At 67.4% G+C, this 24,476-nt stretch carries 23 protein-coding genes; 16 read left to right on the top strand and 7 right to left on the bottom strand.

Translation table 11 applies throughout. From position 1 onward, the window contains the following. Window positions 1-154: 154 nt before the first annotated feature. Together rlmKL and AC5P8C_RS10705 are read right to left on the bottom strand one after the other, a co-directional pair. Complete coding sequence (rlmKL, locus tag AC5P8C_RS10710) at window positions 155-2,293, bottom strand: bifunctional 23S rRNA (guanine(2069)-N(7))-methyltransferase RlmK/23S rRNA (guanine(2445)-N(2))-methyltransferase RlmL (RefSeq protein ID WP_134729479.1); 2,139 nt, start codon at window positions 2,291-2,293, stop codon at window positions 155-157. Between the two features lie 145 nt (window positions 2,294-2,438). Next, window positions 2,439-2,966: an alpha/beta hydrolase gene (locus AC5P8C_RS10705; RefSeq protein ID WP_019659068.1), complete on the bottom strand. Its 528-nt coding sequence runs from the start codon at window positions 2,964-2,966 to the stop codon at window positions 2,439-2,441. A 72-nt stretch (window positions 2,967-3,038) separates the two neighbouring features. On the opposite strand from AC5P8C_RS10705, the gene AC5P8C_RS10700 reads away from it, so the two are divergent. Further along, on the top strand, window positions 3,039-3,605 hold the full coding sequence (locus tag AC5P8C_RS10700) for an N-acetylmuramoyl-L-alanine amidase (RefSeq protein WP_019659069.1): 567 nt from the start codon (window positions 3,039-3,041) through the stop codon (window positions 3,603-3,605). Window positions 3,606-3,987: 382 nt separating this feature from the next. On the opposite strand, the gene AC5P8C_RS10695 is transcribed toward AC5P8C_RS10700, so the two are convergent. From AC5P8C_RS10695 to AC5P8C_RS10685, 3 genes are all read right to left on the bottom strand, one after another. Further along, window positions 3,988-4,890 carry a sulfurtransferase gene (locus AC5P8C_RS10695; protein WP_495218734.1) on the bottom strand — a complete coding sequence of 301 codons (903 nt, stop codon included), beginning with the start codon at window positions 4,888-4,890 and terminating at the stop codon, window positions 3,988-3,990. Continuing rightward, entirely contained in the window at window positions 4,887-5,690 is an 804-nt protein-coding gene (locus tag AC5P8C_RS10690; RefSeq protein WP_495218732.1) for a CoA pyrophosphatase, read from the bottom strand. Before AC5P8C_RS10690 ends, AC5P8C_RS10695 begins: the two co-directional genes overlap by 4 nt. A gap of 177 nt (window positions 5,691-5,867) precedes the next feature. Next, window positions 5,868-6,569: an FKBP-type peptidyl-prolyl cis-trans isomerase gene (locus AC5P8C_RS10685; RefSeq protein ID WP_019659072.1), complete on the bottom strand. Its 702-nt coding sequence runs from the start codon at window positions 6,567-6,569 to the stop codon at window positions 5,868-5,870. A gap of 168 nt (window positions 6,570-6,737) precedes the next feature. On the opposite strand from AC5P8C_RS10685, the gene AC5P8C_RS10680 reads away from it, so the two are divergent. The 15 genes from AC5P8C_RS10680 (at window position 6,738) to rnt (ending at window position 19,765) form a co-directional block, all read left to right on the top strand. Beyond that, entirely contained in the window at window positions 6,738-7,520 is a 783-nt protein-coding gene (locus AC5P8C_RS10680) for an enoyl-CoA hydratase/isomerase family protein (RefSeq protein WP_111097777.1), read from the top strand. Window positions 7,521-7,524: 4 nt separating this feature from the next. Then, window positions 7,525-7,878 (top strand): hypothetical protein, encoded by a 354-nt coding sequence (locus tag AC5P8C_RS10675; protein ID WP_005408795.1) that lies wholly within the window; start codon window positions 7,525-7,527, stop codon window positions 7,876-7,878. Further along, complete coding sequence (nth, locus tag AC5P8C_RS10670; RefSeq protein WP_155029213.1) at window positions 7,878-8,567, top strand: endonuclease III; 690 nt, start codon at window positions 7,878-7,880, stop codon at window positions 8,565-8,567. Before AC5P8C_RS10675 ends, nth begins: the two co-directional genes overlap by 1 nt. A gap of 196 nt (window positions 8,568-8,763) precedes the next feature. Next, the gene (locus AC5P8C_RS10665; RefSeq protein WP_049411264.1) at window positions 8,764-9,975 is read left to right on the top strand and encodes an OprO/OprP family phosphate-selective porin; all 1,212 of its coding nucleotides are present in this window, start codon (window positions 8,764-8,766) and stop codon (window positions 9,973-9,975) included. Window positions 9,976-10,197: 222 nt separating this feature from the next. Continuing rightward, complete coding sequence (gene pstS, locus AC5P8C_RS10660) at window positions 10,198-11,214, top strand: phosphate ABC transporter substrate-binding protein PstS (protein WP_005415897.1); 1,017 nt, start codon at window positions 10,198-10,200, stop codon at window positions 11,212-11,214. Window positions 11,215-11,623: 409 nt separating this feature from the next. After that, a complete protein-coding gene (gene pstS, locus AC5P8C_RS10655; RefSeq protein WP_206621763.1) occupies window positions 11,624-12,712 on the top strand; it encodes a phosphate ABC transporter substrate-binding protein PstS in 1,089 nt (362 codons plus the stop codon). A gap of 82 nt (window positions 12,713-12,794) precedes the next feature. Then, window positions 12,795-13,763, top strand: coding sequence for a phosphate ABC transporter permease subunit PstC (pstC, locus tag AC5P8C_RS10650; protein ID WP_019659079.1), 969 nt, complete (start codon window positions 12,795-12,797; stop codon window positions 13,761-13,763). Next, entirely contained in the window at window positions 13,763-14,626 is an 864-nt protein-coding gene (gene pstA / locus AC5P8C_RS10645; RefSeq protein ID WP_005415894.1) for a phosphate ABC transporter permease PstA, read from the top strand. The genes pstC and pstA overlap by 1 nt, the downstream gene beginning before the upstream one ends. A gap of 19 nt (window positions 14,627-14,645) precedes the next feature. After that, window positions 14,646-15,476, top strand: a complete 831-nt coding sequence (pstB, locus tag AC5P8C_RS10640) for a phosphate ABC transporter ATP-binding protein PstB (RefSeq protein ID WP_005408788.1) — start codon at window positions 14,646-14,648, stop codon at window positions 15,474-15,476. Window positions 15,477-15,541: 65 nt separating this feature from the next. Next, complete coding sequence (gene phoU / locus AC5P8C_RS10635; RefSeq protein WP_005408787.1) at window positions 15,542-16,249, top strand: phosphate signaling complex protein PhoU; 708 nt, start codon at window positions 15,542-15,544, stop codon at window positions 16,247-16,249. 259 nt (window positions 16,250-16,508) lie between these two features. Next, entirely contained in the window at window positions 16,509-16,832 is a 324-nt protein-coding gene (locus tag AC5P8C_RS10630) for a hypothetical protein (RefSeq protein ID WP_495218731.1), read from the top strand. Next, on the top strand, window positions 16,819-17,694 hold the full coding sequence (locus AC5P8C_RS10625) for an HvfB family MNIO-type RiPP peptide maturase (protein ID WP_495218729.1): 876 nt from the start codon (window positions 16,819-16,821) through the stop codon (window positions 17,692-17,694). The genes AC5P8C_RS10630 and AC5P8C_RS10625 overlap by 14 nt, the downstream gene beginning before the upstream one ends. Then, complete coding sequence (locus AC5P8C_RS10620; RefSeq protein WP_495218728.1) at window positions 17,687-18,442, top strand: HvfC family RiPP maturation protein; 756 nt, start codon at window positions 17,687-17,689, stop codon at window positions 18,440-18,442. Before AC5P8C_RS10625 ends, AC5P8C_RS10620 begins: the two co-directional genes overlap by 8 nt. Before the next feature lie 31 nt (window positions 18,443-18,473). Next, complete coding sequence (locus tag AC5P8C_RS10615) at window positions 18,474-18,995, top strand: HvfX family Cu-binding RiPP maturation protein (RefSeq protein WP_019659083.1); 522 nt, start codon at window positions 18,474-18,476, stop codon at window positions 18,993-18,995. Window positions 18,996-19,180: 185 nt separating this feature from the next. Continuing rightward, window positions 19,181-19,765: a ribonuclease T gene (gene rnt, locus AC5P8C_RS10610; RefSeq protein WP_005408782.1), complete on the top strand. Its 585-nt coding sequence runs from the start codon at window positions 19,181-19,183 to the stop codon at window positions 19,763-19,765. 95 nt (window positions 19,766-19,860) lie between these two features. Here rnt and AC5P8C_RS10605 read toward each other — a convergent pair whose 3' ends face one another. Then, window positions 19,861-22,887 (bottom strand): ligand-binding sensor domain-containing diguanylate cyclase, encoded by a 3,027-nt coding sequence (locus tag AC5P8C_RS10605; RefSeq protein ID WP_021204121.1) that lies wholly within the window; start codon window positions 22,885-22,887, stop codon window positions 19,861-19,863. Between the two features lie 177 nt (window positions 22,888-23,064). After that, window positions 23,065-24,474, bottom strand: coding sequence for an ATP-binding protein (locus AC5P8C_RS10600; RefSeq protein WP_021204122.1), 1,410 nt, complete (start codon window positions 24,472-24,474; stop codon window positions 23,065-23,067). Window positions 24,475-24,476: the final 2 nt, after the last annotated feature.

The following is a 24,476-nucleotide window of genomic DNA, read 5'->3' as shown; positions in this document are numbered from 1 at the left end:
CGCCATCCACGCATGGCGTGGATCTACTGAACAACCATCCAGGCATGGCGTGGATCCACCGGCCAGACAGGGGTAGTGCCGGCCGCTGGCCGGCACCTCATGAACCCTTTGCGGATCTGACACCGTTGCCGGCCAGCGGCCGGCACTACCGGGCTTACCCCAGCCGCTTCAGTTCCCATGCGCGGTGGATGCGCGCGTTGCGCTCGAAATCCGGACCGATGGTGCGTGCGGTGATCTCGCGGCACTGGGCGAATTCGGCGATGGCGTTCTCTTCCAGCTTGAAGCGGCGGAAGTTGTTGGAGAAGTACAGTACGCCACCCGGTGCCAGCCGGGCCACGGCCGCCCGCAGCAGCTTCACCTGTTCGCGCTGCACGTCGAAATCATCGGCGCGGGCGGAGTTGGAGAAAGTCGGTGGATCACAGAAGATCACGTCGTACTGGCCGCGGTCGCCTTCCAGCCAGGCCATCGCGTCGGCCTGGACCAGCAGGTGCTGGTTGCCCCCCTGCCCGTTCAGCGCAAGGTTGTCGTAGCACCACTGCAGGTAGGTGGCCGACAGGTCGACGCTGGTGGTGCTGGCGGCACCGGCCACGGCGGCCTGCACGCTGGCCACGCCGGTGTAGCAGAACAGGTTCAGGAAACGCTTGCCACGCACCTGCTCGGCCATCATCCGGCGCAGCGGGCGATGGTCAAGGAACAGGCCGGTGTCCAGGTAGTCGAACAGGTTCACCTGCAGCAGTGCATGGTTCTCGCGCACCACGATGAACTCGTCACGCTGCTCGAAGCGGCCGTACTTGCTGCCGCCCTTGCCGCGCTCGCGCGACTTCATCGACACCTGCTCCGGCGGCACGCCGAATACTTCGCGCGCGGCGGCCAGCAGCTCGTTGCGGCGGCGGCGCACGTCGTTCTCGGGAATCGCCGCCGGTGCCGCGTACTCCTGCACATGCAGGAAGGTGCGGCGCTTGCCCCCGTCTTCCTCGTAGACATCAATGGCCGCCGCGTACTCCGGCAGGTCGGCGTCGTAGGCGCGGAAGCAGGTGATGTCCTCGCGGGCACGCCAGCTCTTGAACTTCTTCAGGTTCTTGCGCAGCCGGTTGGCCACCATCTGCGCGCCTTCGCTCAGCTCGCGCGGCTGTGCCGGATCACGACCCGGCACGGCAATCGGATCGCAGACGATCAGCGCGCATTCCAGCGCACCGTTGAACATCTGGTACTTCTTGCTGGCGCGCAGGCCAGTGGCGAAGGCCAGCTCGTCATTGCCGCACAGCAGGCTGGCACGCCACTGCGGCACGGCCTTCTGCAGGGCATTGCCCAGTGCACGGTACAACGCCGGATCGGCAGCCAGGCGTTCGTCGTACGGCGGGTTACAGACCACCGCTCCGATCTCCTGTTCGGGCGCGGCCAGGTCGGCGACATCGGCGCGGGTGAAGCGGATCGCGTGGGCGACGCCGGCAACCTCTGCATTCTCGCGGGCGGCCTGGATCGCGGCCGGGTCGATATCGCTGCCATGGATGACCGGCTTCAGCGCGGCCAGGCCGGCCGCTTCGCGCTCGCGTGCTTCGCTCTGGATGGACTTCCAGGCCGCCTTGTCGAAGCCCAGCCAACGGCTCGGCGGCAGGCTGCCATGCCGCATCAGGCCAGGGGCGACGTCGGCGGCCATCAGTGCACCTTCGATCAGCAGCGTGCCGCTGCCACACATCGGGTCCAGCAGGCCGCCTCCGGCGGTGTGCAGGCGCGGCCACTGCGCGCGCAGCAGCAGCGCGGCGGCCAGGTTTTCCTTCAGCGGCGCCTCGTGGGCGGCGCCGCGCCAGCCACGGCGATGCAGCGGGCCACCGCCGAGGTCGATCGACAGCGAAGCACGGCCCTTGCGCAGCGACAGGTTGACGCGCACATCGGGCAGGTCGGTGTTGACCGAGGGGCGCTCCAGGCCTTCATCACGCATCCGGTCGACGATGGCGTCCTTGATCCGCTGCGCGGCAAAGCGCGCATGGGTGATCTTGTCACCGGACACGTGTGCGTCCACCGCCAGGGTCATCTCCGGCGTGATGTGCTCGTGCCACGGCAGCGCACGCACGCCGTCATACAGGGCCTGCTCGTCCGGGCAGTCGAACTCGGCGATCGGCCACAGCACGCGGCTGGCCAAGCGCGACCACATCACGATCCGCAGCGCCTGCGCCAGTTCGCCCTCGGCGTTGACGCCGGCAATGGTGGCGGTGGCCTTGGCAAGGCCCAGGGCCGACAGTTCATCGGCAAGCAGGTATTCCAGGCCCTTGGCGCAGGAGACGAAGAATTTCACGGGGTCGGTTCGCAGGTGGTCGGGCGCGGCACAGGGGCCGGGCCGGTCGGAAAGGAGGGCCGTAGGCACGGCCGGCAGGCCCGCGCCGGGGGCGGCGGGGCTGCCATTGTAGTCAATGCGGGCAGGCGCGCCGTGCGCCCCGGCTTCACAGTTGCCGCAGCAGGCGCTCGAAGGCCTGCGCAGAGGCCTCCACGTGGCGCTCCAGGCGGTGGCCATCGTCAACCAGCAGCAACTGCGCCGAACGCGCCTGCGCCCAGGCAATCACGCCGGCAGCCGGTACCACGTCGTCATGCCAGGCCTGCACCACCGTGGTCGGCACCACAGCGGCGTCCAGCGCCGGCATCGGGCCCATGGTGGTCGGCGGCACCATCAGGAACAGGCCGGCTACCGGCACCTGCAGCGAGGCGATGGCGGAAATGTAGGCGCCCAGGCTGGAGCCGGCCAGTACCACCGGCCCCTGACGGGCAGCGATGGCGGCGCGTTCAACCAGACGGCGCAGGCGGGTCGGCACGTCGCCCACCCGGCTGACCTCGCTCATCGCGTCCAGATCGGTGTAGTCGGGGCGCTCGTGGGTCCAGCCCAGGCGTTGGGCCACCTCGGCCAGCGCGGTGACCTTGGTCGCCTCCGGGCCGCTTTCGAAGCCATGGGAGAGGATGCAGTGGCCGCGACTCATGCGCGTGCTCCGTGGGCGCGGGCCAACCAGGAAAGAGAAGGCAGGTTCATGCCGCAATGCTAGCATCGCCGGATGCCCAACCCGCTCCTGCCCGGCCTGCAGCTGCAGCCCCTGCCCTACCACGACCGACTGCCGCTGCGCGATCCGGCCACGCTGGAGATGGTGGTGATCCACTGCACCGAGCTGCCCGATCTGGCGACGGCCCGCGAGTACGGCGAGCGCGTGCTGTATGACAGCGGTGCCGGCAACAGCGGGCACTTCTACATCGACCGCGATGGCAGCGTGGTGCAGTACGTTGCGCCCGAACGCGTGGCCCACCACGTGCGCGGCATGAACGCGCATACGCTGGGCATCGAGCTGGTCAATACCGGGCGCTACCCGCACTGGTTCGACAGCCGTCACCAGGCGATGGACGAGGCCTACACCGAGGCGCAACTGAAAGCGCTGGAGCGGCTGCTGCAGGTGCTGGTGGTGCGCTATCCGTCGCTGCAGCGGATTGCCGGGCATGACCAGCTGGACCTGGAGCAGGTGCCGGCCAGCGATGATCCGACGCTGAGGGTGGCACGCAAACGCGACCCGGGCCCGTTGTTCCCTTGGGCGCGGGTGCTGGCGAAGGTGCCGCTGCAGCCGGTTGGGTAAGCGGCAGGGCTGCGCCCTGCACCTGCGGTAGTGGCGGCCGCTGGCCGGCAACAGCAGGCTATCCGTGGGATGGCAGGGTGGGCCCGGTTGCGGGGGACGCCGTAAATCCCCAGGCCGGCCCAGCCGCTGGCGGCTGTGCGTTCGGGCGCTCGCGAAGCAGTGCTTCGCAAGCAAAGCGCCCTCACCCCTGGGGGCTTGGTCGCCGCATCCATGCGGCTCACGCCCCCGCAACCGGCCCCACCCCGCCTTCGACAGATCTCCGCGATCCTTCGAATCGACACGGGGTCGGATCCCGTTGCTGCGCAACGGGCTCTGACCCCGATTTTCGGTTGATGGGGTCAGAGCCGTTTTCCGTTGGAAAACGGATCCGACCCCGCGCGGCTCAGGCGCCGGTCGCCACCGGGCGGCTGCTGTCGCTCACCCAGCCGCTCCAGGAATCGGCATAGATGCGCGCACCGCTCAGTCCTGCGCTTTCCATCGCCAGCAGCAGGTGGCAGGCGGTCACTCCGGAGCCGCACATCAGCACCACCTGCTGCGGATCGCGGTTGCCGATCACGCCCTGCAGTTCGGCGCGCAGTTCCTGTGCATCGCGCAGGCGGCCGTCGAACACGTTCAGGGCGAACGGGCGGTTGACCGCGCCGGGTACGTGGCCAGCGACCGGGTCCAGCGGCTCCACTTCGCCGCGGAAGCGTTCACCTGCGCGTGCGTCGACCAACCAGCCCGGTGCATGTTTCAGGCGCGCGGTGATTTCATCGGCGCTGGCGACCTGGGTGGTGTCGAAGCGGCCCGGGTAGGCAGGCAGCGCTGTCACTTCACCCTGCCCCGTCGCCAAAGGATGCCCTGCGGCCTGCCACGCGGCGATACCACCATCGAGCACAGCCACCTTGGTGTGCCCGATCAGGCGCAGCAGCCACCACAGGCGCGAGGCGGCCATGCTGCCGTCGCTGCCATCGTAGACCACCACCTGGGTGTCGAGGCCGATGCCCCACTGCCCCAGTTTCGCGGCAAAAGCATCGCTGTCGGGCAATGGATGGCGACCATGGCCGACGCGGCTGAGATCGGACAGATCACGGTTGAGATTGGCATGCACCGCAGTCGGTATGTGTCCTGCCAGGTACTGGCCGCCCGCAGCCTGCGGGTCGGCCAGCGAAGCACGCGCATCGACCACGCGCACGGCGGTACTGGCGGTGGCACGCGCGTCGACCACGCGTACGCCTTCGCCCAGTGCAGCGGCCAGGGTGTCGACATCGACCAGGGTGGTCCACGGCTGCTTGATCGGGTTCATTGCACTTGCTCCAGGCGGCGACGCAGGTTGTAGAGGATGGCCGCGGTCGCCCCCCAGATGCGCTGACCGGGCCAGCCATACTCAAGAACGTGGCGGATGCGGCCGCGATGATTGATTTCGACCTGGCGCAGGCTGTCAGGGGCCATCAGGTAGTCCAGCGGCACCTCGAACACTTCGGCCACTTCGCTGGGCTGCGGCACCGGCACGAACTCCGGATCGACCACCGCCACCACCGGCGTGACCCGGTAGCCGGTGATGGTGACGAAGGGATCGAGATACCCCAGCGCCTGCACCTGGCCGGGCGCCAATGCGATTTCTTCCTGGCTCTCGCGCAGCGCGGCCGCCAGCGCGTCGCGGTCATCGGGTTCGGTGCGGCCACCGGGGAATCCGACCTGGCCGCCATGTGTACGCAGGGTTTCGGTGCGACGGGTGAGGATCACCTGTGCGCCATTGGCGCGCGGCACGATGCCGGCCAGCACCGCCGCCTCCACAGGCGGCCCCGGTGGCAGCAGGTCGATCAGCTCGCTGCGGTTCCAGCCGTCGCCGGCCGGCGGTTCGGCCAAAGGATGCAACGCGCGCACCAAGCGCTCGAGGTCGGCCAGCGATCCGCGCAGGGACTGCTGCAGTTGTTGCCGCAGGGGCTGCACGCGATGCAGGATGCGGCTGCGTTCCTCGTTGCTCATCGACGACCACCGCGCGATCTCATCGATATGCCGCCCGCAGCCGGCGCATTGCCGGTGCGGATCCAGCGTGCACACTCCGATGCAGGGACTTGCGACAACACGCGCCGTTTCTTCCATTGTTTGCACCCGCCAACAGTAGCGCGATCGGGCTGAATTTGCGCGGGTGGCCCGGCCCAACGGAAGAGTCGACTGTCAGTCGACGCTCGCGCGCAGCGCAGGCGTTTCACCGCCAGGGGCTGCACAAACAGAAACGCGCCGGTGGGATCACCGGCGCGTTTCGTTTGCTGTTTCGATTTACTTGACGCTGACCAGCTTGATCTCGAACTGCACAGCCACGTTCGGCGGGAACGGGGTGCGCGGATCGGCACCGTAGGCCTGGTCCGGCGGCAGGGTGACTTCCCACTTCGAGCCTGCCGGCATCTGCAGCAGGGTCTCGCGCATGGCCTTCATTTCGACATCGCTGACCTTGATCGACGGGATCTGCTGGGCCGGGCGGGCTTCGGTCGGGCGCTGGCCGTACGGGAACGGACCGGCCACTTCCAGCTGCACGGTGCTGGCCTGGGTCGGCTTGGCACCCTTGCCGGCTTCGATCACGCGGTACTGGACGCCGCTCGGCAGCGACTGCACGCCGGCCTTGGCCTTGTTCGCCGCGATGAACTGATCGCTCTTGGTCTTGTTTTCGGCAGCAGCCTTCTCGTACTCGGCCTTGGCAGCCTGGGCACGGCCCTGCTCGCGCTTCTGGAACGCTTCAACGGCCGGCTTCAGCTGCTCGGCGGTGATCGCCGGCTGCTTCTTGGCGTAGGCATCCTGCAGGCCCTTCACCACCGAGTTGATGTCCAGCTGCTCACCACGACCGGTCAGCTCCGCCAGGTTGTTGCCGTAGTCGTAACCGAAGTAGTAGCTCAGCTTGCCCTTTTCGGACGAGACGTCCTGGGCGAAGGCATTGCCCGTCAGGGCCAGGGCCGCGACGGCGACCGCGATAGAACGCAACTTCATCAAACAGTTCTCCAGGGGTGGTAACTCAGGGACGTTCTGCGCCGCCCTGAGGCGACGGGTTAGGATAACGGGCGTAACGTGTAACCGCTACTCACGATGCAGGCTATGACCCGCCTGCGTTTGCAGAGTTCAATATCACTTTTTTTTAACTTTTCAGGAGTTTTCCCCGTGGCCGATGCTCTGATCGCTGTCTCCGACGACGGCGCCATCCGCACCGTGACCGTCCAGCGCCCGGACAAGCTCAATGCCCTCAACGCCGCGACCCTGCAGGCCCTGGCCGATGCCTTCAGGGACGCCGCCGCCGATCCGGAGGTGCGCGTCGTGGTATTGACCGGGGCGGGCCCCAAGGCGTTCGTGGCTGGCGCCGACATCGCCGAGATGAACACACTCAGCGCGGTTCAGGGACGTGATTTCTCGCTGCTGGGCCAGGCCCTGATGCGCCAGATTGAACGGATGCCGAAGCCGGTCATCGCACGCGTGAATGGTTTCGCACTGGGCGGTGGACTGGAACTGGCGATGGCCTGCCATCTGCGCATCGCCGCAGATACCGCCAAGGTCGGCCAACCGGAAGTCAACCTCGGCCTGATCCCCGGCTTCGGCGGCAGCCAGCGCCTGCTGCGCCTGTGCGGCCGCGCCACCACCTTGGAGCTGTGCCTGCTGGGGGCGCCGATCACCGCCGCGCGTGCGCTGGAACTGGGCATCGTCAACGAAGTGGTGCCCGCCGACGCGCTGGACAATCGCGTGCAGGACATTGCCCGCCAGCTGGCACGCTCGGCCCCGCTGGCCCTGCGTGGCCTGCTCGATGCGGTGCACGTGGGCGGCGAATGCAGCCTGGACGCCGGGCTGGAGTACGAAAGCGCGCAGTTCGGCCTGCTGTTCGCCACCGAGGACATGCGCGAAGGCACCAGCGCCTTCCTGCAGCGCCGCCCGCCGGCGTTCCAGAACCGCTGACGCCATGGCTTCCCGACCCAATCCCGCGCAGTTGTTCGCCCGGGTCCAGGCAGACGATCTTGATGGCGCCCTGCAAGCCGGGCTGATGGACTATGTCGCCCGCGCCGACGACGCGCAGTTGCTGCCCGGCCACCCGGAACTCCCGCAGCGGTTGCAGCAGGCCCAGCAGCAGCTTCAGGCCGCCTGGGCGGCACGCGAACGCTACCGCGCCCGTGCGGTGAGACTGGCCCGCCGCGAAGCCGAACGCGACGCGCGGCGCACGCCCGCCCCGGCGCCGGACGTGAAGCCCGCCCTGCCCGCCGCAGCAGCCGCCATCCTCGCCCGGGCCAAGGCCCGCGCCAGCGGCAAGGAGCAGTAATGGCGACCACGAAGAAAACCGCACGCGCCCCGGCGCGGCGTGGCGGCACGATGCCGCGCGCCGACGTGGTGGAGATGTTCACCCGCCTGCGCGAACTCAACCCGCACCCGAAGACCGAACTGGAGTACAGCTCGCCGTTCGAGCTGCTGGTGGCGGTGGCGCTGTCGGCGCAGGCCACCGACGTCGGCGTCAACAAGGCCACGCGCCGATTGTTCCCGGTCGCCAACACCCCGGCAAAGATCCTTGCGCTCGGTGAGGACGGGCTGAAGCAGTACATCTCCACCATCGGGCTGTTCAATGCCAAGGCGAAGAACGTGATCGCCACCTGCGCGATCCTGCTGGAGAAGCATGGCGGTGAAGTGCCGCGCGATCGCGAAGAACTGGAAGCGCTACCGGGCGTGGGCCGCAAGACCGCAAACGTGGTGCTCAACACCGCCTTCGGCGAGCCGGTAATGGCGGTGGACACGCACATCTTCCGCGTCGCCAACCGTACCGGCCTGGCCCCGGGAAAGAATGTGCGCGAAGTGGAAGACAAGCTGGTGAAGGTGATCCCCGCCGAGTTCCTGCTCGACGCGCATCACTGGCTGATCCTGCACGGACGTTACGTGTGCAAGGCGCGCAAGCCGGACTGCCCGGGCTGCGTGATCGCCGACCTGTGCCGGTTCAAGGACAAGACCGCGGCCGAGTGACGGCCGCATCCATGCAGGGCGTGGATCGACTGCAACCAAGGCGCAATCCGGGCGTCATACGCAAGCGGTTTCAATGGCAGGCCCTGCCGTGACGGGGCCTGCGGTGGATGTCTGCCGCGCGTGAACTGTCACATTTACGCAATCTTTACCTTCTAGCCTGCGCGCATCTTCCCACCTGCCTGCAAGGCTCCTCTCCATGAAACTGCATCACCAACTCCTGACGGTGGCCGTGGCTGCTGCGCTGTATGTGCCGGCTGCACACGCCGAAGTCGCCATCGACGTGATCGGCGGTTCGGAAATCACCTTCGAAGGCCTGGTCCAGGCCGACGGCAACTGGTTCCACAACGATGTGGTGGACCTCAACGGTGGCGACGCCGGCAACGGCAAGAACAGCGAATTCGAACTGCGTCGCGCCGAGCTGGTGCTCAAGGGCAAGGGCCCGGGCAATGTGGAGTGGGTGGTCGGCTATGACGCCAAGGCCGACAAGTTCCTCGACACCAACGTGAAGTACAAGCTGCTGGGCAACGCCAACCACTTCCTGCAGCTGGGCCAGTTCAAGCAGCCCAACAGCCTGGAAGAACTGTCCAGCACCAAGAACAACGATTTCATTTCCAAGGCAGCGGTCACCAATACCTATGCCATCGCCCGCCGCCTGGGCGGCGCGTACAGCTACGGCCAGGACAACTGGTCGGTGACCGCCAGCGCCTTCGGCCGCGAGCTGACCCGCAACCTGGCCCACGGCAGCGGCTACGGCGCGCGTGGCACTTGGGCCCCGATCAATGAAAAGGGCCAGGTCCTGCACTTCGGCCTGAGCTACGTCAACTACGACGCCGACGCCGACACCCTGCGTGTGCGTGCACGTCCCAATGCCGACCTCGCCACTGCCCGCCTGGTCGACAGCGGCAATCTGACCGACACCGACCGCGTCAGCACCATCGGTGCCGAAGCCATGTACTTCCAGGGCCCGTTCAAGGCCCAGGCCGAGTACTACACCAGCAAGGCCAAGCGCTACGACCACGACAACTACACCAGCGACGGCTACTACATCAGCGGCGTGTGGAACGTGACCGGCGAGACCTGGAGCTACAAGGGCGGCACCCCGGGCACCGGCCTGCCGAACAACCCGGCCGGCGGCCAGTGGCAGCTGGGCGTGCGCTACGACCACATGGACCTCAATGACGGCAACCTCGCCGCCAACCCGGTCGCCGGTCGCCCGCCGATCGTCGATGGCGTGCTGGGTGGCAAGATGGACATCTGGACCGTGGGCGCGAACTGGTACCTGCGTTCCAACTTCAAGCTGATGCTCAACTACGTGATGGTCGACAGCAAGAAGTACAGCTCCACGGCGCGCGGTTTCGTCAACGACGATCCCAACATCCTGGAAGCCCGCGCGCAGTTCTTCTGGTAAGTCCCGCCACCTGCATTGAACCGCGAAGGCACGGCACCGGCCGTGCCTTCGTCGTTGCATCGGCACCCGCGCTGCCCAGCCGGCGCAGCGGACGTGACATCCCTCATGACGCATGTCACGCCCACGTCATATGACAGACGCGGGCGTGTCACGCAACCGTTATGGAATGTGCACCGAAACGTCGGGCAACCGCCCTTCGACCACCACCCCAGGAGTCTCCCCGTGATCCACGCCTTCAAGTCGCGCGCCGCTGTCGCCATCCTGGCTGCATCGTCCGTGTTCGCCGCCAACGCCGCCGATATCACCGGCGCGGGCGCATCGTTCATCTACCCGGTCATGTCCAAGTGGTCGGCCGACTACAGCGCCGCAACCGGCAACAAGGTCAACTACCAGTCCATCGGTTCCGGCGGCGGCATTGCCCAGATCAAGGCCAAGACCGTTGATTTCGGCTCCTCCGACGCGCCGCTGAAGCCGGAAGACCTGGCTGCTGCGGGCCTGGCGCAGTTCCCGTCGGTGATCGGCGGCGTGGTGCCGGTGGTCAACGTGGCCGGCATCGCGCCGGGCGCGCTGAAGCTGGACGGCGCCGTGCTGGCCAACATCTTCCTGGGCAAGATCAAGACCTGGAACGACCCGGCCATCGCCGCGCTGAACCCGGGCGTGACCCTGCCCAACGCCAAGGTCACCGTCGTGCATCGTTCGGACGGCTCGGGCACCACCTTCAACTTCGTCAACTACCTGTCCAAGGTCAGCCCGGAATGGAAGAGCTCGGTCGGTGAAGGCACCTCGGTGCAGTGGCCGGCCGGCATCGGCGGCAAGGGCAACGAAGGTGTTGCCGCCTATGTGAAGCAGATCAAGGGCGGCATCGGCTATGTCGAACTGTCCTACGCGCTGCAGAACAAGCTGTCGTACACCGCGATGAAGAACGCCGCCGGCAAGTTCGTGCAACCGAGCGACACCTCGTTCGCTGCCGCTGCCGCCAGTGCCGACTGGGCCAACGCCCGCGACTTCTACCTGGTGATGACCAATGCGCCGGGCGCCGAGTCCTGGCCGATCACCGCCACCAACTTCATCCTGGTGCAGAAGACGCCGAAGAATGCTGCCAATGGCAAGGCGACCCAGGAATTCTTCCGCTGGGTCTACAAGAACGGCGATGCCCAGGCCCGCCAGCTGGACTACGTGCCGCTGCCGGACAGCCTGGTGCGCCAGATCGAGACCTACTGGTCGCAGAACCTGAAGTAAGCGCGTTCCCCCGCAGGAACGGGGGCGGCGGGTCCTCTCTCCCCCGCCGCTCCCACCCGGGCGCGAGATCCTCGAGATCTCGCGCTCTTCTTGTTCTTGGGGATGCGCCTGACTCTGTAGAGCCGAGCCACGCTCGGCTGCGCTCTGGAGCGTGCGGACCAACGGTCCGCAGCTACCGAGGGCAGGGAACAGCCGAGCGCGGGCTCGGCTCTACCTTGCACCGGCCGTCATATCAGTGCGCAGATCCGGGGTTTCCGGGCACCTGCCGGATCGGCGCCAATCCTGTGAAACCCTTGTCAGAACGTGATCCAGGGCACCTCTGTCATGGTCGTAATACGGCTGTAACAAAAACATCATTTCATAGCCGCATCCGCCGACCACGTCGGCTCTTCCCCGCTATGGAGTGACCATGAAACTGCACTCGGCCGGCCTTGCCGCCCTTTCCCTGGCCATCGCCCTGGGCCTGTCGGCCTGCGGTGGCGACAAGCAGGCCGCGCAGCAGCCGGCCACTGACGCTGCCGCTGCCCCCGTCGCTGCCGGTGCCAAGGTGACCGCCGAAGTGTCCGGCGCGGGCGCGTCCTTCATCTTCCCGCTGGTCTCCAAGTGGTCGGCTGACTACAACGCCAGCACCGGCGCCAAGATCAACTACCAGTCGATCGGCTCCGGCGGCGGCATCGCCCAGATCAAGGCCGGCACCGTCGACTTCGGTTCGTCCGACAAGCCGCTGAGCAGCGAGGAGCTGGCCCAGGCCGGCCTGGCGCAGTTCCCGTCGGCCATCGGCGGCGTGGTGCCGGTGGTCAACATCGAAGGCCTGGAAGCCGGCAAGCTGCGCCTGAGCGGCGCCCTGCTGGCCGACATCTTCCTGGGCAAGGTCAAGACCTGGAACGACCCGGCCATCGTCGCCGCCAACCCGGGCGTGAAGCTGCCAGACGGCAAGATCACCCTGGTCCACCGTTCGGACGGTTCGGGCACCACCTTCAACTTCTCCAACTACCTGTCCAAGGTCAGCCCGGAGTGGAAGAGCAAGGTCGGCGAAGGCACCTCGGTGCAGTGGCCGGACGGCGTCGGTGGCAAGGGCAATGAAGGCGTCGCGTCCTACGTGAAGCAGATCAAGGGCTCGATCGGTTACGTCGAACTGGCCTACGCGCTGCAGAACGGCATGCCTTACACCGCCATGCAGAACGCGGCCGGCAACTGGGTCGAGCCGAGCGCGGAGACCTTCGCCGCCGCGGCCGCCAGCGCCGACTGGGCCAGCGCCAAGGACTTCAACCTGGTCATCACCAATGCCCCGGGCGAGCAGGCGTGGCCGATCACCGCCACCAACTTCATGCTGATGCAGAAGAAGCCGAAGGATGCCAAGCGCAACCAGGACACCCTGGCCTTCTTCAAGTGGGCCTTCGAAAACGGCCAGGCGCAGGCCAACGAGCTGCACTACGTGCCGCTGCCGGCCGAACTGGTCAAGCAGATCGAGGCCTACTGGGCGACCGACCTGAAGTGATGGACACGACGGTGCCCGCCCCGCGCGGGCACCGCTTGTTCCGCGCCGTGCCGCCCCGCCCCTTCCTGGCCCAGCCGTCCCCATGAATGCCATCGCCCAGCCTGTAGCCGCCCCGTCCACGCGTGATGCGCGTGATGCCCGCAACGACACACTGTTCCGATGGGTGCTGGTCGGCACCGTCATCTTCGTCCTGATCGCCTTGGCCTGCGCCGCGCTGTCGATGCTGTGGGGCGGTCGCCATGCCCTGCAGATGCAGGGCCTGAGCTTCTTCTTCTCCGCTGACTGGAATCCGGTCGAAAACAAGTTCGGCGCTCTGGCTCCGATCTACGGCACCCTGGTCACCGCCGTCATCGCGATGGTCATCGCCGTGCCGGTCAGCTTCGGCATCGCCTTCTTCCTCACCGAAGTCGCGCCGCGCTGGCTGCGTGGCCCGGTCGGTACCGCCATCGAACTGCTGGCCGGCATCCCTTCGATCATCTACGGCATGTGGGGCCTGTTCGTGCTGGTGCCGGTGATGACCGAGTACGTCACCCCGTTCCTCAACGAGACCCTGGGCGAATGGCCGGTGATCGGCCCGATGTTCCAGGGCCCGCCGCTGGGCATCGGCATGCTCACCGCCGGTTTCGTGCTGGCCATCATGGTCATTCCGTTCATCTCCTCGGTGATGCGCGAAGTGTTCCTGACCGTGCCGACCCGCCTGAAGGAATCGGCCTATGCGCTGGGCTCCACCAAGTGGGAAGTGAGCTGGGACATCGTCCTGCCCTACACCCGTTCGGCGGTCATCGGCGGCATCTTCCTCGGCCTCGGCCGCGCGCTGGGCGAAACGATGGCGGTGGCCTTCGTGATCGGCAACAGCGTGCGCCTGTCGCCGTCGCTGCTGGAACCGGGCACCACCATCGCCGCGCTGATCGCCAATGATTTCGGCGAAGCCACTGAAACCTACCGTTCGGCCCTGCTGCTGCTCGGCTTCGTCCTCTTCATCGTCACCTTCGTGGTGCTGGCCATCGCCCGCCTGATGCTGATGCGCCTGTCCCGCAAGGAGGGCAACTGATGTCCACCACCGCTGATTCGCTGTACCTGCGCCGCCGCATCGGCAACGTCGTTGCGATCACTGCGTCCTGCGCCACCGCCCTGTTCGGCCTGTTTTTCCTGGGCTGGATCCTGTTCACCCTGGCTGCCAAGGGCCTGGCCGGCATCAACTGGGATCTGTTCACCAAGATGACGCCACCGCCGATGCAGGACGGCGGCCTCGCCAACGCCTTCTTCGGCAGTGCCGTGATGTGTGCACTGGCCATCGGCATCGGCACCCCGCTGGGCGTGCTGGCCGGCACCTGGCTGGCCGAGTATGGCAACGCCCGCAAGGCCGGCACCGTGGTCCGTTTCGTCAACGACATCCTGCTGTCGGCGCCGTCCATCGTGCTGGGCCTGTTCGTCTACACGCTGTATGTAATGCAGACCGGCGGCAATTTCTCGGCGTTCGCCGGCGCCCTGTCGCTGGCCTTCATCGTGCTGCCGGTGGTGGTGCGCACCACCGACGAGATGCTGCGCCTGGTGCCCTCGCAGATGCGCGAAGCGGCCCTGTCGCTGGGCATCCCGCAGTGGAAGGTGATCGTGCAGGTGCTGTACCGCAGTGCCTCGGCCGGCATCATCACCGGCATCCTGCTGGCGCTGGCCCGCATCTCCGGCGAGACCGCTCCGCTGCTGTTCACCGCCTTCGGCAACCAGTACTGGAACAACAACATCTTCCAGCCGATGGCTTCGGTGCCGGTGGTGATGAACCAGTTCGCCGGCAGCCCGTACGAATCCTGGCAGGTACTGGCCTGGGCCGGCGCCCTGGTGCTGACTGTCTTCGTGCTGCTGGTCAGCCTTGCCGCCCGCGGCATCCTGCTGCGCAACCGTATCTCCCATGACTGACCTTTCCGTGGACAACGCCATGAACGACCTTTCCAACGCCGTGCCGATGCAGCGCATCGCCGTGCCGTCCTCGCACGAGAGCCTGCACACGCCGTCGCCGGTGAAGCTGGCTGCGCGTGGACTGGACTTCTACTACGACAAGTTCCACGCCCTGAAGGGCATCAACCTGGAGATTCCGGAAAAGCGCGTGACCGCGCTGATCGGTCCTTCCGGTTGCGGCAAATCGACCCTGCTGCGCATCTTCAACCGCATCTACGCGCTGTACCCGAAGCTGGAAGCGCGCGGTGAAGTGCTGCTGGACGGCGAGAACATCCTGTCGCCGAAGTACCCGATGAACCGCCTGCGCAGCAAGGTCGGCATGGTGTTCCAGAAGCCGGTGCCGTTCCCGATGACCATCTTCGAGAACGTGGCCTACGGCATCCGCCACCACGAGAAGCTGAGCAAGGCCGATATGGCCGACCGCGTCGAGCAGGCACTGCGCCAGGGTGCACTGTGGGACGAAGTGAAGGACAAGCTGGGGCAGAGCGCGCTGGGCCTTTCCGGTGGCCAGCAGCAGCGCCTGTGCATCGCCCGTGCCGTGGCGCTGCGCCCGTCGGTGCTGCTGCTGGACGAGCCGACCTCGGCGCTGGATCCGATCTCGACCAGCCGCATCGAGCAGCTGGTGGAAGAGCTCAAGCACGAGTACACCATCGTCATCGTCACCCACAACATGCAGCAGGCCGCGCGCGTTTCCGACTACACCGCCTTCATGTACCTGGGCGACCTGATCGAGCACGACCGCACCGAAGTGATCTTCTCGCAGCCGTCGCAGCGGCAGACCGAGGACTACATCACCGGTCGCTTCGGCTGATCGACGCTGATCCTTCGCCACATGTCCCAGCCAGGCACGGCTTGGCTCCACCCGGATTGCAGACCATGAACCTTCCCAACGACCACATCGTCAAGAGCTACGACGAAGAGCAGCAGCGCCTGGTGGCCGAAATCGTGCGCATGGGCGAGATGGCCGTCGCCCAGCTCGAAGCGTCGATGGACGTGATCGAGAAGCGCGACGAGAACGCCGCCCATCGCATCATCGCCAACGACGAAGCCATTGATGCGCTGGAGCAGCAGATCAGCCATGACGTGATGCGCCTGGCCCTGCGTGGCCCGATGGCGCGCGACCTGCGCGAAATCCTCGCTGGCCTGCGCATCCCGGCCGACATCGAACGCATCGGCGACTATGCAGCGAACGTGGCCAAGCGTTCGATCGCGCTGGGCAAGGTGCCGCCGCTGCCGCAGATCCAGGGCCTGCGTGCGCTGGGCCGCCTGGCGGCGCAGCAGGTCCGTCGTGCCATTGCCGCCTACCGCGACAACGACGCCGACGCCGCACTGGAACTGCGCGAGGACGACGCCCGCCTGGACGCGCAGTACACCGCGCTGTTCCGCGAGCTGCTGACCTACATGATGGAAGACCCGCGCAACATCACCCCGTGCACGCACCTGCTGTTCATGGCCAAGAACCTGGAGCGCGTGGGCGACCACGCCACCAACATCGCCGAGAACGTATGGTTCCTGGTGCACGGGGAGCAGCCGCTGCCGCCGCGCGAGAAGCGCGACGAGACCTCCAGCACCGGCCAGCCCTGACGCTGCACTGCAACACCGGAGTCGACTCCAAGGTGGCCGCTGTCCTGGTGACAGCGGCCTTCTTGTTTCTGGGCGTTCCGGCGATTCATCCACGCATGGCGTGGATCCACCGGGAACCGTGTTCCCCTTCTGTAACAAACCTCACGAAAATTTGAGGTCTTGGCGAGGATTCGTTGAGTAGGATCGCTGCACCATCGTTTCCACCGGCATCCCTGCCGGCCACCCGGGCACCCGCCCACACCACCCAGGAGCACGACCGATGAGCAGTTCCAACAAGATCCTGTCCCTGCTGACTGCTACCGCCCTGGCCGCCGGCCTTGGCATCACCGCCAATGCCTCGGCGCTGAGCATGAGCGACCTGGCCCAGGGCTATCTGGTGGCTGGCCAGGCTGCCAAGGCCAGCACCGATGCCAAGGGCGCCGACGCCAAGACCTCCGCAGAGGCCGCCAAGCATGCCGAAGGCAAGTGCGGCGCCGACAAGGGCAAGGCTGCCGGTGCGGCAGCAGGCGCCAAGGCTCAGGCCGGCGACAAGAAGGCCGCCGAAGGCAAGTGTGGCGAAGGCAAGTGCGGTGGCAAGCACTGAGGTCCGCGCCAGCATCGCCAACCTGCGGTCGCCGCTTCGTGCGGCGGCCGTCGGGTTGGGGCTGCGCCGGGCGCTGTTGCAGGAGCTGCGCGATGCACCGGCTGGCGATTTCGATTTCCTCGAATGCGCGCCGGAGAACTGGATCCATGTCGGCGGCCCCGCCGGTGACGCACTGGCCGAGCTGGCACAGCGCCATCCGCTGAGCTGCCACGGCCTGTCCCTGTCGCTGGGCGGCACTGCGCCACTGGATACGCAGCTGTTGGAGCAGGTTGGCCAGTTCCTGGAAAAACACCGCGTGCCGCTGTACAGCGAACACCTGAGCTACTGCAGCGACGACGGCCACCTGTACGACCTGCTGCCGATCCCCTTCACCGATGAAGCGGTGCGCCATACCGCCGCACGCATCGCCTGCGTGCAGGACGTGCTGGGTCGCCGCATCGCGGTGGAAAACGTGTCCTACTACCTGGCACCGGAACCGGCGATGGACGAACTGGCCTTCACCAACGCCGTGCTTGCCGAAGCCGACTGCGACCTGCTGCTGGACGTCAACAACGTCTTCGTCAACGCCTGCAACCACGGTTACGACGCCGACGCGTTCATCGCTGGCCTGCCCGCAGACCGCATCGTCTGCCTGCACGTGGCCGGGCATCTGGACGAGGCACCGGACCTGAAGATCGATACCCACGGCAGCGCGGTGATCGACCCGGTCTGGGAGCTGCTGGCACGCACCTATGCGCGCATCGGCGCTCGCCCCACCCTGCTCGAACGCGATTTCAATTTCCCGCCCTATGCCGAACTGCGCGGCGAACTGCAGACCATCCGCCGCCTGCAGGCCGCGCACGCGGAGGCGGCATATGGCTGATACCCCCGCCACGCTGCGTGCGCAGCAGCACGCATTCACCGCCTATCTGCGAGATCCCCAGGGCGTGCCGCCACCGGGCGGGCTGGAGCCACGGCGCGTCGCGGTCTACCAGCGGCTGCTGTTCAACAACCTGCTCGGCCTGTTGAGCAACGGCTTTCCGGTCTGCGTGCGCCTGCTCGGCGTATCAGCCTGGAGCGGACTGGTGCGCCACTACTTCGCAACCCATCGCTGCCAGACGCCGCTGTTCACCGAACTGGCCGCCGAATTCGTGCAGTGGCTGCAGGCACAGCCGCAGCTGCCACACCCTGCGCTGGCCGAACTGGCCCACTACGAGTGGGTGGAAACCGCGCTGTACCAACTGGACGCCGAACCGCTGCCGGTCGTAGCGGACATCGACCCGCTGCGGGTGCCGCTGCAGCGCTCACCGCTGGCGTGGCCGCTGCTGTACCAATGGCCGGTGCACCGCCTCGGCGCCGAGGACGCACCTACCCAGTTGCCGGCCGAGCCGACCGGCCTGCTGGTGCGTCGCGAGGCCGATGGCGAGGTGCGCTTCGCCGTACTCAGCCCGCTGGCGGTGTACCTGCTGTCCAGCATCGGGGAGCAGCCCGGCCTCGATGGACATGCCCATCTGAAGCAACTGGCCGCCGCGCATGGCCTGGCCGAACAGGCGCTGGCCGAACCCGGTGCCGCGCTGCTGCAGCAGTTCCTGCGGGCCGGCGTGATCGGCCCTTTGACCGCACCTGCCTGACACCTCCCTTCCCCGCCCCGGAGATGCACCGATGAAGCTCCCGCCCCTGGCCACCGCGCGTGGCCAGCTGGACCGTCTCGCCCCCTGGTTGGCCCCGCTCGGCCTGCGGCTGCTGCTGGCCTGGGAATACTTCGAATCCGGCCGCGAGAAACTGCAAGGCCAGAACTGGTTCGCCGATCTGCAGGACGCCTTCCCGTTTCCGTTCAACCAGCTGCCCGCTGCCCTGAACTGGCAACTGGCCACCTGGTTTGAACTGCTCGGCGCAGCCTGCCTGCTGTTCGGTTTTGGTACCCGTTTTGCCGCTGCCAGCCTGCTGGTGCTGACCGTGGTGGCCACCTACGCCGTGCACTGGCCGATGCAATGGAACTCGCTGGGCGACCTCGCGATGGGGTATGCGATCAGCGACCAGGGCTACGGCAACTTCAAGCTGCCGGTGCTGTTCATGGCGATGCTGCTGCCGCTGGTCTTCACCGGCGCAGGCAGGCTGAGCGTGGATGCGTTGCTGTGGCGGTGGCATCCGTCGGGTACGACGGCACGTCCCGCGGTCCGGTAGATCCGACCTTGGTCGGCGCATCGCGTGCCAACCAAGGCTGGCACCTACCGGGTTCTGCCACGGTGGCGGGCATGGGCTGCGTGGCCGGGCGCTCAGGGTCGCTCTGCTAGAATTCACGCATGACCGACCCCATTCCCGCACCCGCCGCCGCTCCCGATTCCGCAGTATCCCAGGCGCAGCGCGCGATGTCACAACGCTTCCGCGGTTTCCTGCCGGTGGTGGTGGATGTGGAAACCGGCGGCTTCGACAGCCAGCGCAACGCGCTGCTGGAAATAGCCGCAGTGCCGATCGAGATGGACGAGAACGGCCTGCTGTACCCGGGCCAGACCGCCAGCGCCCATGTAGTGCCGGCCGAAGGCCTGGAGATCGACCCGAAGTCGCTGGAAGTGACCGGCATCATCCTCGACCATCCGTTCCGGCTGGCCAAGGAAGAAAAGGCCGCACTGGACCACATCTTCACCCCGGTGCGCGCAGCAATGAAGAAATACGGCTGCCAGCGCGCGATCCTGGTCGGCCACAACGCCCATTTCGACCTTGGCTTCGTCAACGCCGCCGTGGCCCGCACCGGTCACAAGCGCAACCCGTTCCATCCGTTCAGCGTGTTCGACACGGTCACCCTGGCCGGCATCGCCTACGGGCAGACCGTGCTGGCGCGCGCCGCCACGGCCGCGGGGCTGGGCTGGGATGCCAACGAGGCACACAGCGCGGTGTATGACACCGAACAGACCGCGCGGCTGTTCTGCACCATCGCCAACGCCTGGCCGCGGTAAGGCAGCCAACGGCGCAACCGCATCCACGCAGTGCGGACCAACGGTCCGCACCCACCACTCACCGCACGGTAGATCCACGCCACGCCTGGATGCGATCAACCAATACTCGTACGATCGCGGCCATCGCTCTTGGCGCGGTACAGTGCGCGGTCTGCGCGCTGGTACAGCAGCGCCGGGGTGCGGTCGTCGGCATCCAGCTCCACCAGGCCCGCGCTGAAGGTCACGCGCAGGCCTTCCACACCGGCCCAGTCCGGGTGGTCATGGAACAGACCGCGCAGGCGTGCGCACAGCTGTGCGGCCTCTTCCAGGCGGGTGTCGTTGAGCAGCAGCGCGAACTCTTCACCGCCGGTGCGCGCCGGCAGGTCCGAATCGCGGCAGGCCGCAGCGATCAAGCGCGCCACCTGCACCAGCACGGCATCGCCGATGCTGTGGCTGTGGCGGTCGTTGACGTCCTTGAAGTGGTCGATATCCAGCACCACCAGGCACAGTGGATGACCACTGCGCTGCGAACGGGCGAAGTCGCGGGCAAGGGTTTCGTCGAAGGCGCGGCGATTGGGCAGGCCGGTCAGTGCATCCTCGCGGGCCTGCCGTTCAAATGCCTCAGCCTGGCGTGCCAGGCGCTCGGCCAGTTCGGTCTTTTCCTGGTTCAACGCCTGCAGGTGCACGGTCTTGGCCTGCAGGTCGAAAGTTGCTTCGTCCACCCGACGTGCCAGGCGCAGGTTGCTGGCCTTCAACTGCTGCAGCAGCAAGCGGTACAGCGCCACCAGCCCGGTCAGCAGCACCAGTGCCCCCAGCACCTGCACGCTGCGTCGCTGCCACCAGAACGGCTCCACGGTGAAGCTCCACACCGCCTCCTGCTGGCCCCAGCTGCCACCGGGATGTGCCGCCGCAACGTGCAGGGTGTATTCGCCCGGCGGCAGGCCGACGAACTCCACGCTGCGCTGCGGGCCGCGCTCGACCCAGCCGGCATCAAGCCCATCCAACCGCGTGCGGTAACGGATCCGGTCAGACATCAGGTAGCTCAGGCCGACATAGCTGACCGCCAGGCGGCGGCCACCGGGAATGGCGTTGCGATCCGGTCCTTCCCAATGCACCGGCGCGCCATCCACCTGCACGCTCTCGATCGCGGCGGGCGGCGATGGCCGCTCGCGGAAGCGCTGCAGGCGCTGCGGATCAACCGTGCTCAGGCCACCGGCAGTCACCACCCAGAACGTGCCGTCCTGGCGCAGGATCGCCGAAGGCCCCGAGCTGCCGTTGGCCTGCGCATTGGCCATGCCGTCGATCTCGTTGTAGCGCTCCACCATCACCCGGGGTGCTCGGCCATCGGCCACCGCGTTCAGGGTAGCCATGTCGGTGCGCAGCACGCCTCGGTTGCTGCTGACCCACACGTTGCCAAGACGATCAGGCACCAGCTGGAACACCGCGTCCACCGGCATACCCTGCTCGAGCCCCACCCGCGCCAGCATCCCGTTCCGCCAGCGGTACAGGCCACGGTCGCTGCTGATCCACATCGCGTCGCCCAGCTGGTGGAAGCCGAACACGCTGCGGCCACCGCCCATCGGCGCGAGGTCGATCGACTGCACGTGGTCGCCGCGCAGCACGCGGATTCCCTCGATGGTGCCGATCCACAGGTTGCCCTGATGATCGTGCTCAAGCGCGGTGATCAGGCCGCCGGGCATGCCCGCCATGCTTGATACCTGCACACGGTCGCCGTCGATGCGGACCACGCCCTTCTGCGTGCCGGCCCAGACCACGCCCTGCGGGTCTACGCTGATCGCGCGGATGTTGCCGCCCGGCATGCCATCGGCAGCGGCGTAGTTGTGCCGCAGCCGGCCGTCGGGACCAAGACGGTAGACGCCATCGCCGAACGTGCCGACCCACAGGTCACCGTCCGGTCCCTGCGCCAGGCTGAGCACCGAAGGTGCCTTGCCACCGCGGTTGTGCAGGGGCATCGCACGGAAGCGGCCGTCGGCCGTCTGCAGATCGAGGCCGCTGGCGCTGCCCACCCAGAGCTGGCGGTCGCGGTCCTCGAACACGGTGCGCACATAGTCGCCACTGAGCCCATCGCGCTCGGTGTAACTGCTGAACAGCGTTTCGCGCAGGCGGTACAGCCCGCCGTTGGCGCCCACCCAGATGCTGCCCTCGGCGTCCTCGCGCAGGCTGACCACGCGTCCGCCCGGCAGGTTCAGGCCTGCCGGCAGCCGCTCCAGGCCATGTGCGGAGATGCGCAGCAGGCCCTGGTTCTCGGTGCCCAGCCACAGGTCACCATGGCGATCCTGCAGCATCGAGGTCATGTGCAGCTGTCCCGGCAGACGGTGCATCAGCACCAGCTGGTCATCTTCCACCCGGTACAGGCGCTCGCCGGCGACGATCCACAGCGCACCATCCGGCGCACGGTAGGGCCATGAAAGACCACTGCCGGCCCCCAGTCCCCAGGCTGCGGGCGCGCGTTTGAGCACGCCGTCGTTGTCGCGCAGCACCAGCCCGTCCAGCGTACCGACCCAGACCCGGTCCTGCGCATCGACCACCAGCTTGGTGAAACTCATCGCCATCGGAAGGTCCGCCGCCGGCGCCTGGTAGACGATGCCATTGTCCGGTGTCAGATAGCCGATGCCCTTGCCCTCGTACAGCAGCCACAGCCGGCCCTGGCTGTCCATCTGCATGGACTGTATCAGCACCTGCGGCGTATCGGCCTGGTGCTCCCAGACGCGCCACTGGCCATCGCTGCCACGGTGGCTGACGTTGCCGCGCGAATCACTGATCCACAAGCCACCCTGGCGGTCGACGAACAGCGCACCGATGCCGTTGTCGCGCAGGCCCGGGCGGGTGCTGCGGTCGAACACGGTGAAATCCAGGCCGTTGTAGCGCACCAGGCCTTCCCAGGTCGCGAACCACAGGTGGCCTTCGGGGGTCTGCGCGATGTCACGCAGCGAGTTGTGCGGCAGGCCATTGCGCGAGGTCCATACATCAATGGCATAGTCGCGCAGCGGCGGCGCCCCTTCCTGCGCAGCCACCGGAAGCGCGAGGGCCAGCAGCAGGCACAGCAGGCCCTGTCGCAGCCATCGACCGATATCTGATCCGCGGCGCTCCGCCCAGCGCCGTATGTCCCCCTGTGCGGCCATCAGTGCAGCGGCGGCGGCCAGGCAGGGCTGCCGTGCCTGGCAGCGTGCGGGAACGGCCGGGCAGCGCGGAGCGGCATGCCGGCGGGAACGGGCTGGCTCATCGGGGGGGAACTGGGAAGTTGGGCAGATGATAGGCCAAAGCCGGCCCACCGCGTCACCATCGCCAGCTGCGAAGGCTCAGCCGGCGCGCCCCGGCGGCGTCACCTGGGCGCTGGCCGGCCACTGCACCACCGCCTCCAGCCCGCCTTCGGCACGGTTGCGCAGCCACAGCCGCGCCCCATCCTTCTCGGCCAGGGCGCGGGCGATGGTCAAGCCCAGCCCGGCCCCGCCGGTCTGGCGCGAACGCGAGGTTTCCACCCGCACGAAGGGATCAAACACCGCCTCCAGCTGCTCCTCGGCCAGGCCCGGGCCATCATCGGCCACCACCACGGTGATCGCACCCCCACTGCGCTCGACCCGTACCCGCGCCCGTTGCGCATACATCACCGCATTGTCCACCAGGTTGGAGAACAGGCGGTGCATGGCCAGCGGGCGCAGCATCAGCACCGCCCCGCTGCCGCCTTCGAAGACCACATCGGCGCCGCCTTCGGCGGTGTCCTCGACAATGCTCTCCAGCAGCGAATCCAGGTCCAGTGCTGCACGCTGCTCGGCACTCTCGGCACTGCGGGCCAGCTCCAGGCCCTCGCGCACCAGTGCCTGCATCGCGGCCAGATCGCCAATCAGGCGCTCACGCAGGGCCTCGTCGCTGACATTCTCCAGCCGCAGCCGCAGCCGCGTCAGCGGCGTCTGCAGATCGTGGGTGATCGCTGCCAGCATCTGCGTGCGCTCGGCCAGGTGCCGCTGCAGCCGGTGCTGCATGGCGTTGAAGGCTTCGGCGGCGCGCTGCACTTCGCGCGGCCCGCGAAGCGGCAAGGGATCGCGCTGCAGGTCGTCGCCCAGGTCTTCGGCGGCAGCGGCCAACTCCTGCAGCGGCGCGCTTGCAATGCGCGCGACGATATAGGCCAGCACCGCGATCGCCAACACCAGCAGGGTCAGGAACCACGGGTCAACGGCGAGGATGCCGTTGTGCGCTACCGCCGGCGAATCCAGCGCCAGCTTCAGCAGCGTGCCATCGGTGAGCGTTACGTCCACCGCGCGGCACTTGGGCGGAATGAACGCCGGATCACGCTCGCGCGGGTGCTTGCGATGCCCGGGCGGCGGCGGCGGCAGCAGTTCCTGCAGCTTGGGGATGCAGGAGCGGAATGAAGCGAAGTGCACGTGCGCGCGTGCGACCGGGCCTGGCCGGTCATCCAGCACTTCCATCAGAGCTGTATCGGCCCGCCCCAGGCGCGCGCCGGGTTGCAGGGCGCGGACGCTGGGCCCACCGATCTCGAGCAGGCGCTCGCGCAGTTCCGGATTGCCGTCCAGCAGGTTGACGTAACCCTGCAGGCGGTCGGCGATGCGGTTCAGGTTCTGCCGCTCGAACTCCTGCTGCCGCTTGGAGGTGGCGAGCATGGTCGCGCCGATCGCGGCCACGCTCATGCCCAGCAGCAGGATCACGAACAACCGCCCGACCATCGAGGACAGGAAATGGCGCAGGCGTTTCATCG

It is taken from the genome of Stenotrophomonas sp. YJH_SMC_46 (assembly GCF_059370315.1).
Note: the sequence above shows the minus strand (reverse complement) of the source record. Positions and strands in the feature narration are given on the sequence as shown.

Excerpts from the sequence above, each read along its gene's own strand:
- AC5P8C_RS10705 (WP_019659068.1), bottom strand. The coding sequence starts at position 2,966 with ATGAGTCGCGGCCACTGCATCCTCTCCCATGGCTTCGAAAGCGGCCCG.
- AC5P8C_RS10700 (WP_019659069.1), top strand. The coding sequence starts at position 3,039 with ATGCCCAACCCGCTCCTGCCCGGCCTGCAGCTGCAGCCCCTGCCCTAC.
- AC5P8C_RS10695 (WP_495218734.1), bottom strand. The coding sequence starts at position 4,890 with ATGAACCCGATCAAGCAGCCGTGGACCACCCTGGTCGATGTCGACACC.
- AC5P8C_RS10690 (WP_495218732.1), bottom strand. The coding sequence starts at position 5,690 with ATGGAAGAAACGGCGCGTGTTGTCGCAAGTCCCTGCATCGGAGTGTGC.
- AC5P8C_RS10685 (WP_019659072.1), bottom strand. The coding sequence starts at position 6,569 with ATGAAGTTGCGTTCTATCGCGGTCGCCGTCGCGGCCCTGGCCCTGACG.
- AC5P8C_RS10675 (WP_005408795.1), top strand. The coding sequence starts at position 7,525 with ATGGCTTCCCGACCCAATCCCGCGCAGTTGTTCGCCCGGGTCCAGGCA.
- nth (WP_155029213.1), top strand. The coding sequence starts at position 7,878 with ATGGCGACCACGAAGAAAACCGCACGCGCCCCGGCGCGGCGTGGCGGC.
- AC5P8C_RS10665 (WP_049411264.1), top strand. The coding sequence starts at position 8,764 with ATGAAACTGCATCACCAACTCCTGACGGTGGCCGTGGCTGCTGCGCTG.
- pstS (WP_206621763.1), top strand. The coding sequence starts at position 11,624 with ATGAAACTGCACTCGGCCGGCCTTGCCGCCCTTTCCCTGGCCATCGCC.
- pstC (WP_019659079.1), top strand. The coding sequence starts at position 12,795 with ATGAATGCCATCGCCCAGCCTGTAGCCGCCCCGTCCACGCGTGATGCG.
- pstA (WP_005415894.1), top strand. The coding sequence starts at position 13,763 with ATGTCCACCACCGCTGATTCGCTGTACCTGCGCCGCCGCATCGGCAAC.
- pstB (WP_005408788.1), top strand. The coding sequence starts at position 14,646 with ATGAACGACCTTTCCAACGCCGTGCCGATGCAGCGCATCGCCGTGCCG.
- phoU (WP_005408787.1), top strand. The coding sequence starts at position 15,542 with ATGAACCTTCCCAACGACCACATCGTCAAGAGCTACGACGAAGAGCAG.
- AC5P8C_RS10630 (WP_495218731.1), top strand. The coding sequence starts at position 16,509 with ATGAGCAGTTCCAACAAGATCCTGTCCCTGCTGACTGCTACCGCCCTG.
- AC5P8C_RS10620 (WP_495218728.1), top strand. The coding sequence starts at position 17,687 with ATGGCTGATACCCCCGCCACGCTGCGTGCGCAGCAGCACGCATTCACC.
- AC5P8C_RS10615 (WP_019659083.1), top strand. The coding sequence starts at position 18,474 with ATGAAGCTCCCGCCCCTGGCCACCGCGCGTGGCCAGCTGGACCGTCTC.
- rnt (WP_005408782.1), top strand. The coding sequence starts at position 19,181 with ATGTCACAACGCTTCCGCGGTTTCCTGCCGGTGGTGGTGGATGTGGAA.
- AC5P8C_RS10605 (WP_021204121.1), bottom strand. The coding sequence starts at position 22,887 with ATGGCCGCACAGGGGGACATACGGCGCTGGGCGGAGCGCCGCGGATCA.
- AC5P8C_RS10600 (WP_021204122.1), bottom strand. The coding sequence starts at position 24,474 with ATGAAACGCCTGCGCCATTTCCTGTCCTCGATGGTCGGGCGGTTGTTC.